Source organism: Nocardia sp. AB354, assembly GCF_049538315.1.
GTDB lineage: Bacteria > Actinomycetota > Actinomycetes > Mycobacteriales > Mycobacteriaceae > Nocardia > Nocardia nova.
In genome coordinates this window covers 91,532-100,426 of record NZ_JBMVFU010000028.1, presented here as the reverse complement: position 1 = coordinate 100,426, position 8,895 = coordinate 91,532, and the positions used below count along the sequence as shown (strand labels likewise).

Genomic DNA, 8,895 nt, shown 5'->3' with positions numbered 1-8,895 from the left:
GACTGCGCGCCGCACCGCGGCCCACACCGGAAGACCCCTGTTTCATCCGTTCAGGCCCGCGAGCGGTCCCGCCAGCCTTCGCGGTTGAGCGTCGGCGAGTGCGCACAGCATCAGCAAGGAACACACTCGAAGTGGTAGCGTGGCCTGCGATTTCCCGGCTGGACACGGTGCCGGCGTGAGATGACCAGTGGCAGGGCTCCCTCGCCGGCACCGGGCCTTCCGGTCCCTCGATTCCCCGGCTCAATGAGGAAGTCGAGGGCACAACAAGCCGGCTTGGGCAAACCGGCCCGCGGAAACCCGTGGCACACACCAAAACATCGGCGAAAGCGCCGCCCCGACAGCGTGTGATGTTGTGGCGCTTCACAACCTAGCGCATCCCCCCGGACGAGCAAACCCGCATCCGGCAACTTCGCAGACACGAAATCGACAGCTCCGCTGCCTGTTTCGCTCGCGCGACCGCTCACCGTCTTCTACGGTGAGGTCGAGGGCCCCGGCGGACCGAGCCGCCGGGGCCCTCGTCGCGCTCGGGCGTGAAGGCGCCGGCGGTGACTTCGAGGCCAGATAGCGGCCGGGCCGGTTCGGACACAAGCGGTTACATTCCGATCCCGGATTCGTACAATTCAGCGACGCGAAAACCGCTTAATTCGACCATAAGTGGCACACCGGGCAGCGCGAATTTCTTCAGGCCACGAAACCGGCACGTCGTCACGTCACGACCGGGTCGATCCACCACAATGCTGCACATGACGGACACGGCCGTAAGCGGGTTGGCAAATCGGCAGGCAGACCGGGTTCACCAGGCATCGCAGCCCCGGGAGGGATTTCGGCCCGATATCGAGGGGTTGCGAGCAGTCGCGGTCGTGGCGGTTGTGTTGTTCCATGCCGGAATTCCGGGGATCAGCGGTGGATTTGTCGGTGTGGACGTCTTTTTCGTGATCTCCGGATTTCTGATCACCGGAATACTGTGCCGGGAGGTGAGGGCCGGCGGCACCGTCGCGCTGGCCCGTTTCTACGGCGCACGTGCTCGCCGGCTGCTGCCCGCGGCGGGCATCGTGGTGGTCGCCACCGCGATCGGCGCGGTGGTGCTGCTGCCGCCGCTGCAGGCGCGTCAGGTCCTCGGCGACGGGATCGCCAGTGCGTTGTATGTCGGGAACAATCGGCTCGCCCTGCGCGGCACCGACTACCTCGCGGCGAGCGAGCCCCCTTCGCCGTTCGAGCACTTCTGGTCACTCGGCGTGGAGGAACAGTTCTATCTGGTGTGGCCGCTGCTCATCGTCGCGGCGGCGTGGCTCGTGCGGCGCCGCCGCACCGGATCGGCCACCGCACTCCCCTACCTGATCATTCTGGCGGCGGTCGCCGCGCTCTCGTTCGCGATCTCACTGATCTGGACCGGCACGCTGCCGCCCTGGGCGTTCTTTTCGCTGCCCGCCAGGGCGTGGGAATTGGCCGCCGGCGGCCTGATCGCGCTCTCGGTTGCCGTGTGGTCCCGGTTGCCGCACTCGGTGGCCGCACCGGCCGGATGGATCGGCCTGGTTCTGGTCGTGGTGGCCTGCACCCAGTTGAACGGCAGGACACCGTATCCCGGCAGCGCGGCCCTGCTGCCCGTCGCGGGCACCACTCTGATGATCGTATCCGGCTGTGCCGGAGCACGTTTCGGGGTCGGCTCGCTGCTGACCCGCGGTCCGATACGGGCGATCGGCGGCTTGTCCTACGCCTGGTACCTGTGGCATTGGCCGGTGTTGCTGCTGGCGCCGCATATGCTGGGCCACCCGCTCGGGCGAGTCGGCGCACTCGGTGCGCTCGTGATGGCCGGCGGGCTTGCCATGCTCACCCAGTGGACGATCGAGAATCCGGTTCGCTTCGCGGCGCCGTTGCGGAACTCTGCCGTGCGCAGTCTCGCCTGCGGGGGCGCCTGCACCGCGCTCGCCGCGACTGTGGCACTCGCGCTGCTCGTGCTCGTCCCTGCCCCGGTCGGGCACGGTGTGGCGGCACCGTCCCTCGTACTCACCACGCCCCGGGACTCGGCCGCGCCCGCCGCAGACCCCCGCGATGAGGCGGTCCGGCAGCTGATGGCACAGGCGCAAACCGCGGTCGCCGCCTCGGCCGAAATCCGTGCTGTCCCATCGAATCTCACCCCCTCGCTGGACAGCGCACCCGGCGACAAGGCCGATGTGTTCACCAATGGCTGTGTCCGGTCGTGGCGCGAGGTCGGCCAGGCCGAGTGCGCCTCGGGTGATCCGGACTCGCCCACCACGGTGGCTTTGGTGGGCGATTCCCATGCGGCGATGTGGAATCCGGCGCTGGAGCCGATCGCCGAGGCGCGGCACTGGCGGCTGGAAACGATGGCCAAGGTCACCTGCCCGCTGCTGGACCTGCCCATCACCAGCCCGTACCTGGACCGGGAGTACACCGAATGCGAGCAATGGCGCGGCCAGGTGCTGAATCGGCTGCGAAACGAACACCCGCGGTTGATCGTCCTGGACATGTCCCGGCGCTACGGGGGCGATTTCGGTTTCGTCTCCTACGATCGAGCCTGGGTCGAGAGCCTGGGCCGCCTGGTTGCCCAACTCCGCGCGATCGGTTCGGCCGTTCTCGTTCTCGGGCCGATCCCCGATCCCCACACCACGGTGCCGACGTGCCTGTCCGAACACCTCGACGATGCCACCGCATGCGCACCCGGACGCCCGGCCGGGGTGAACGACGCCGGCGTCGCGGCCGAGCAGGCAGCAACGACGGCAGGCGGCGGCCAGTACGCCGATCTCACCCCGTTGTTCTGCACCGCCACCCGCTGCCCCGTCATCGTCGGCAATACCTTGGTGTTCCGCGACGACAACCACCTGACGGTCAGCTACGCCCAGACCCTCGAACCCGCGATCGGCGCCCTCACCGACCGCGCCTTCGCCCATGAATGACGCGCATCGGATGCCGGGAACGACGCACTGCCCGCTCGGCTCCTACGGGAGGGTGGTGGCGGACATGAAGTTCCACAGTCGATCTCGCAGGTCCTCGCCGGCCGCGCCGGACGGCCACTGATGCAATTGCCCGTTTTCCACCCGGTACTGCACGGAGGTCCCGCTCCGGCACGGTCCGTAGCCTGCCGTCGTGCCGAATGCGTCGCTGGACTTGGCAGGCGGGACGGGGCAGCCATCGCGATCTACCCATGCGTCGACGTTGGCCACACCGGCCAGCGGATCGGAGATCGGATCGATCTGCCCCTGGGCGATGCCGACGGAGATCGGCCGAGCGGGTTTGCAGGGCGATCCGGGACTGGGAATCAGCAGGGTTGGGTTCGGGAGGGTGGGATCCCCGCCCTCCCAAGAGGTTACGTCCGCGAAGACGTCGGGGGCGTCGCACGCCATCCGCTGCGACATGATGCCGCCGTCGGACCACCCGCTGCTGTAGACGCGTGCGGTGTCGACGCACCACGTCGCCTCGATGTCGGCGACGACCGAGCGCAGGAACTGGACATCGATCGAGCCCTGCTGAAACTCCCAATCGTTGCCCACCAGACCGTTACCGGGATCCAGCGGCAGATTGTTCGCGTTGCCCTGCGGGTAGGCGACGATGAAGTGATGCGCGGCCGCATAAGGAGTCCAGCCCGAGACCTGCTCGAAATCTGCCGCATTGCTGGCATTTCCATGCTCGGCGAGTAGCAGCGGCACCGAGGGGCCGGTCAGGCCGGCAGGAACGGCGAGCCGATAGATCCTGGTACCGATCGTCCGTACAACGGTGCCGGCTGTCGGTGCCAGGCTGCACTGCGCCGCGGCGAGTCGAATTCCGCTCCGATCACCGTGTGCCACATGCCCAACCTGCAACGACGTGACGACTGCTGCGATGGCGGCCACGGCCGCGGCGAGTCGAATTGCGATAGCGCGCATACTTTCCCATCATCGAGCCGGCGACGGGCAGTAGCCTACTGCGGCTGCGATTCTCACCAGTGGTAAACGGCCGAATCGGTACCGATGCGCGGTCGTGCCGGCAACGTGCGGCTGCGAGTAGCGGCGGCTACGCGGTCGGCGGCCGCAGCCGGCCGCTGAGGACGGGGCGTTGGATGAGGTCTTCCTGAGGGATGCCCACGCCGAAGTTCTCGGCCAGTTTGTAGAACAGGCCGCGGAATCCCAGGGGGCCGTATTCGCACTCGTCGCCGTCGAGCCGGGCGCCGAGTGCGTGCATCTGGTCGTCGAAGCGGTGCGGGTCGCTGCCGGCCCTGTCTTGTGGAGCGAGGTTCATACTCAGCAGCGTGTTGAGGCCGGTGACGAGCTCGCCGTTCTCGGCGTACAGGAACTCCACCATGGGGTTCTCGTTGTAAAGCAGTACGAGAGCAGCGGTTCCGGCGGACGCCCGACGGACGAGGTCGCGATCCTCGGCACACTTCCAGCTGCCGTGTTCCCAGGCCCATGCCCACCGGCCGTACTGTCCTGCGCTCACCACATACGCGCCGTTCACGTAGAGGAGGTCACCGAACTCCGCGAAGAAATCATCCTGCGCACGCACCGCCACCGTGTCCTGATCGACATCCATCCGCTCCAACAACTGCCGGGCCGTCATGTCGCGTGCGAAGGTGAGGCCGAGCAGAGGCAGATCGCGCCCGTACATCCACCCCAACCCACCGGTCTGGGCACTCATGATGCCCTGAGCTTCCCGAGAAACCCTGCTGGTGCGGCATTCTCGGCCACCGCGAGACAGGTACGCCTCGCGAAATCATCGGACACCGTGATCGGAATGCCAGGCGCCGTAGCAGCTGAAGCAGTCATAGCGGCAGATAGTGTCATGAAGCACCGACATTTCGGCGACGACCTCGCTCGCGAACCGCACCCACCGGCCTGATTCGACCTGTTCTTCGTGCGTCCGAGGAGACGCCGAACCGCTCAGCTCCGGCGCTCGAAATGTGCTGTCACACCGCCGGTTTCGCCGAGTGCGTCACGGACGATCCGGTCGACGGCCTCGGCGGTGTCGGTCGGATCGGCGCCGGGATTGCGTGCGCCGCGGCGGGGCCGTGGGAGGCCGCCAGGTCGGCAGCGGCGTCCAGCAGCGAGTCCAGGGTGTGCGTGGGTTTTGACTCACTTGGCCTCTCGTGTGGCGCCCGCTGCACGATGCACTGATGACGGACTCGATCGACCTCGCCGAGACCACACTGGTTCCCGGATCGGCGCCCCGGAACCACCACAATCGATACGTTCGCTTCCTGCGTGGACGGATCCACCGCGGTCAGGTCCGCAAGAGCAGGATTCGACTGTAAAGCGTGCCCGGATCGTCGGCGGCGCACTCGAAGCCGTGCCCACGAAGCCGGCATCGTCACCCTCGACCGAGTCTTCGCGACCGCCCTCGACCGAGGTAGCCTGCCATTGCCTGACGGTGACGTGGAGGGAAACGCCGATTGAATACTTCGCTCAGCAGGCAATTTCCGCTCAATACACGGGCGCTGAAGGTTTGCTAGCGATCGCGGAGTGGGTAACGGAACAGTAAGGCCGGCGTCCTGCCCGGCGTCGGCCTGCGCATGAGCCGGCAGGCATGACGGGTCATGCGAAGTCGTTGCGGTGCCGCCGGGCCGATCGCCACCCCGGCGGCATCGCTACGTTCGGTGAGACGGCCATGTTCGCCGACAAACAGGCTGGGTCGCCGAAAGTCGGCCGTGGTCAGGGCGTCGGCGGCAGCATCGGGGACGGGGGCTCGTGAACCGTGACGAGAACGACGACGTCGCCGTAGGGGGCGCTTCCCCGTGCCAGTCGGTGGCCGAACTTCGCCAGGGGGATCTGCCACCGGTACTTGGCCTCGATCTCGGCCTGAACGAATGACACCAACGTACCTGCGGTCACCACCTGTGCGTGTCCCTGGCGCTGGTGGGACCCCAGCGCCGGATGTCCGTGCCAATCGCCGGCCTGGACGAGCACACGGCCGTCGCGCAGCAGATCGTCGGCTTCCGGAGCTCGGGAGGAGATGCGAAATGCCAACTGGCCGAGCCCGATAGGGACGACCAGCCGTGGCACGGTCACCAACTGCTTCGGCCCGGCGACCCGGGTGACGAGCACCGTCTTGGCTTGCTGCCACTCCCGCGCGACCCCGGTCGCCGGAACCCGGTTTCGCGGCGTCGCCCGCGCCACCGGGACCGGGCGTGCGAGCCGAAGGGGTGCGGTGGGAAAATCGGTCAGGGTGTCTGTCATCTCATTCGCTCCTCTCCGCGACGAATTCCGTTGCTGCTATCGCCGCCAAGGCGTACCGGAGACCGGCCTGGACCACCGGCCGCGCCGTGCCGGGGCCGGCACGCGCCGTTCACGAAGGAGAGAGTGCCCAGTCCTCGAGGGATTTCACGGATTTGGCAGCTCGGGCTCGATCGGCCCCCGCACGAGCATCCTTGATCGGCCGACTTCGATAGTGCACGCACGTCGGCGCCTCGGCAACGATCCTGATCACAGCGGGCACGCGGATGCGTGCAAGTGGGGCTCATCGACGCGCACTCGATCGCCGTCGATTCCGAGTTGCGGCTGTCATGCCGACGCGGGCACTACGCCGCCGCGGACCTACTCGACCGAGTTCCACCCGGTAGCTGCGCCTTTGGTGTGCGGACCGGGGTGAGCACCTGGACCGCGCCTACAACCAGTCCGCCCGGCACCGCCGCAGGGGTGCGCACATCGGGATTCGTGTCCAGCAGGCACACACGCGACGCGAATGACGTTGTCACGCATCGGATTCGGCGGGCGACGGATCGCCCTCGGATACCTGATCGTCCGCCGCGGCATGGCGCCGCAGTCGCAGAGCCAGCTCCACATGACCGTTGTCGAGCAGGAATCCCAGAAACAGCGCGCGAAACGCCGCATGCACCGAATCCGGCGGCAGCGTGCCCGGCACCGCCAGTTCGTGCAGTGCCAACCCGTGCGCCAGGGCCGTGAACGCCGGTGCGGCCGCATCGGGTTCCGGGGCTCCGGCCGCGCGCACACCAGCGGCGGCCGCCCGGCGTGCGGCATCGAGCGCCCGCGCGGCGGCATCGCGGAACTCCGGGTGCCGCGCGGCGTGCAGGTAGGCCTCGAACAACGCCGGCGTCTCCGGTGAGCGCGGGGCCGCGGCCGACGACAGCGCGGCGGCGATCTCGTCGGGTGTGCTGTGCGCCTCGGCCAACGCCTCGGCGAGCGCGACCTGGGTATCGGCGTCGGCGTCTGTATAGACCCGCAGCGCTTCCTCGGTCAGCGCGTCGATCGAGTCGAAGAAGTAGCCGACCGTGGTCAGCGGCAGTCCGGCTCTTTCGGTGACCGCGCGATGAGTCACCCCGGCCACGCCCACGGTCGCGGCGACCTCGACAGCGGCCGCGAGCAGGGCTTCGCGTCGGGCCAGGGCACTGGGACGGTGGCGGCGCGCGGTCACGATGCAACCCTAGGCCATCTCTGTAACTTCTTACAGTTTTCCTCTGGGCAGAGTCTGTACATTCTTCTAGACTCAGCCGCCATGACGTCCCTTCACGCATTTCGCGACGATGCGCTCGCCGAGCACGACGCGGTCGCCCTCGCCGAACTGGTCCGCAACGGTTCGGTGAGCCCGCAGGAACTCGCCGCCGCCGCCATCGAGCGAGCACGTGCGGTCGACCCGCAACTGGACGCCGTCGCCTGCGCGATCTACGACGCCCCGCGCTATCACTCGAAGTCCGATTCCGCCCTCTACGGCGTGCCGACGTTCGTCAAGGACAACACCCACCTGGCGGGACTGCCGACCAACCACGGCAGCGAGGCGTTCCGGGCGCGGCCGGCCGCGAAGAACGGCGCCTACGCCGAGCAGTTCCTCGGCACCGGACTCACGGTGCTCGGCAAATCGCGACTGCCGGAGTTCGGCTTCAATGCCACCACCGAATTCATGACCGAACCTCCGACCCGCAACCCGTGGGATCTGGATCGCTCGATCGGCGCCTCGTCGGGCGGTTCGGCCGCACTCGTCGCCGCGGGCGTGGTCCCGATCGCCCACGCCAACGACGGCGGCGGATCCATCCGCATCCCGGCCGCATGCGGCGGGCTCGTCGGGCTCAAGCCGAGCCGAGGCCGCCACATCGACGGCGAACAGGCGCGGCATGTGCCGATCCACATGATCTCCGAGGGCGTGCTCACCCGCACCGTGCGCGACACCGCGGCCTTCGTCGCCGCTGCCGAAAACGTCTGGCGCAACCCGAAACTCGCTCCCATCGGCGAGGTCCGCGGCCCGGCACAACGACGGCTGCGCGTCGGGCTGCTCATGCACAGCGTCACCGGAGCCGAGGTCGACGCGCCCACCCGCGCCGCGGTCGAGCACACGGCCACACTGCTGGAGAAGGCCGGGCACGTCGTCGAACCGATCGCCCTCCCGGTCACCGAGCAGTTCGCGGTGGATTTCGTCCAATACTGGGCGCTACTGGCCGATCTCGCAGTGAGCACGGGCAAGCTCATCCTGGACCGGTCGTTCGACGTGGCCGCCACCGACGGACTCACCCGCGGACTGCGCGCCCATCACCGCCGCAATCTCCACCGCACGCCGGCGGCGCTGCGCCGGCTGCGGCGCATCCCGGCCGCATATGCGCGAATGTTCGCCCGGCTGGAAGTCGTTGTGTCGCCGGTACTCTCACACACCACACCGCCGCTGGGCCACATCGCCCCGACCGTCGCCTTCCCGGAACTGATCGACCGGCTCACCCGCTACGTCAGCTACACGCCACTGAACAACATCGCCGGCACCCCGGCGATCTCCCTGCCGATGGGCCGCACCACCGAAGGCCTGCCGGTCGGCGTGCAACTATCGGCCGCCCACGGTGACGAACGCACCCTGATCGAACTGGCCTACCTCCTCGAAGCCGAACAACCCTTCCCCCGCATCCAGGAGCACTCGAACCCCTGACACCACGGTGCGGCGACAGGGCTTCTACCTGCCCATGAGCGACCCCGC

General features: G+C 68.1%; 7 protein-coding genes. 3 read left to right on the top strand and 4 right to left on the bottom strand.

The features are described from left to right. The first annotated feature begins 734 nt into the window (after nucleotides 1-734). Nucleotides 735-2,912 carry an acyltransferase family protein gene (locus ACPCUW_RS30205; protein ID WP_423428619.1) on the top strand — a complete coding sequence of 726 codons (2,178 nt, stop codon included), beginning with the start codon at nucleotides 735-737 and terminating at the stop codon, nucleotides 2,910-2,912. A 42-nt stretch (nucleotides 2,913-2,954) separates the two neighbouring features. On the opposite strand, the gene ACPCUW_RS30200 is transcribed toward ACPCUW_RS30205, so the two are convergent. Together ACPCUW_RS30200 and ACPCUW_RS30195 are read right to left on the bottom strand one after the other, a co-directional pair. Beyond that, complete coding sequence (locus ACPCUW_RS30200; protein ID WP_423428612.1) at nucleotides 2,955-3,878, bottom strand: alpha/beta hydrolase family esterase; 924 nt, start codon at nucleotides 3,876-3,878, stop codon at nucleotides 2,955-2,957. A 127-nt stretch (nucleotides 3,879-4,005) separates the two neighbouring features. After that, complete coding sequence (locus tag ACPCUW_RS30195; protein ID WP_423428611.1) at nucleotides 4,006-4,626, bottom strand: DUF6461 domain-containing protein; 621 nt, start codon at nucleotides 4,624-4,626, stop codon at nucleotides 4,006-4,008. A 475-nt stretch (nucleotides 4,627-5,101) separates the two neighbouring features. Here ACPCUW_RS30195 and ACPCUW_RS30190 point away from each other — a divergent pair, with 475 nt between their 5' ends. Next, nucleotides 5,102-5,239 carry a hypothetical protein gene (locus ACPCUW_RS30190; protein ID WP_423428609.1) on the top strand — a complete coding sequence of 46 codons (138 nt, stop codon included), beginning with the start codon at nucleotides 5,102-5,104 and terminating at the stop codon, nucleotides 5,237-5,239. Between the two features lie 397 nt (nucleotides 5,240-5,636). Here ACPCUW_RS30190 and ACPCUW_RS30185 read toward each other — a convergent pair whose 3' ends face one another. Then, nucleotides 5,637-6,161, bottom strand: coding sequence for a hypothetical protein (locus ACPCUW_RS30185; RefSeq protein WP_423428608.1), 525 nt, complete (start codon nucleotides 6,159-6,161; stop codon nucleotides 5,637-5,639). Nucleotides 6,162-6,675: 514 nt separating this feature from the next. Then, on the bottom strand, nucleotides 6,676-7,356 hold the full coding sequence (locus ACPCUW_RS30180) for a TetR/AcrR family transcriptional regulator (protein ID WP_423428606.1): 681 nt from the start codon (nucleotides 7,354-7,356) through the stop codon (nucleotides 6,676-6,678). Between the two features lie 81 nt (nucleotides 7,357-7,437). On the opposite strand from ACPCUW_RS30180, the gene ACPCUW_RS30175 reads away from it, so the two are divergent. Next, nucleotides 7,438-8,847, top strand: coding sequence for an amidase (locus ACPCUW_RS30175; protein WP_423428605.1), 1,410 nt, complete (start codon nucleotides 7,438-7,440; stop codon nucleotides 8,845-8,847). Nucleotides 8,848-8,895 lie beyond the last annotated feature (48 nt).

Bases quoted from the DNA above. Each gene is read 5' to 3' on its own strand.
- ACPCUW_RS30205 (WP_423428619.1), top strand. From the start codon at position 735: ATGCTGCACATGACGGACACGGCCGTAAGCGGGTTGGCAAATCGGCAG.
- ACPCUW_RS30200 (WP_423428612.1), bottom strand. From the start codon at position 3,878: ATGCGCGCTATCGCAATTCGACTCGCCGCGGCCGTGGCCGCCATCGCA.
- ACPCUW_RS30195 (WP_423428611.1), bottom strand. From the start codon at position 4,626: ATGAGTGCCCAGACCGGTGGGTTGGGGTGGATGTACGGGCGCGATCTG.
- ACPCUW_RS30190 (WP_423428609.1), top strand. From the start codon at position 5,102: ATGACGGACTCGATCGACCTCGCCGAGACCACACTGGTTCCCGGATCG.
- ACPCUW_RS30185 (WP_423428608.1), bottom strand. From the start codon at position 6,161: ATGACAGACACCCTGACCGATTTTCCCACCGCACCCCTTCGGCTCGCA.
- ACPCUW_RS30175 (WP_423428605.1), top strand. From the start codon at position 7,438: ATGACGTCCCTTCACGCATTTCGCGACGATGCGCTCGCCGAGCACGAC.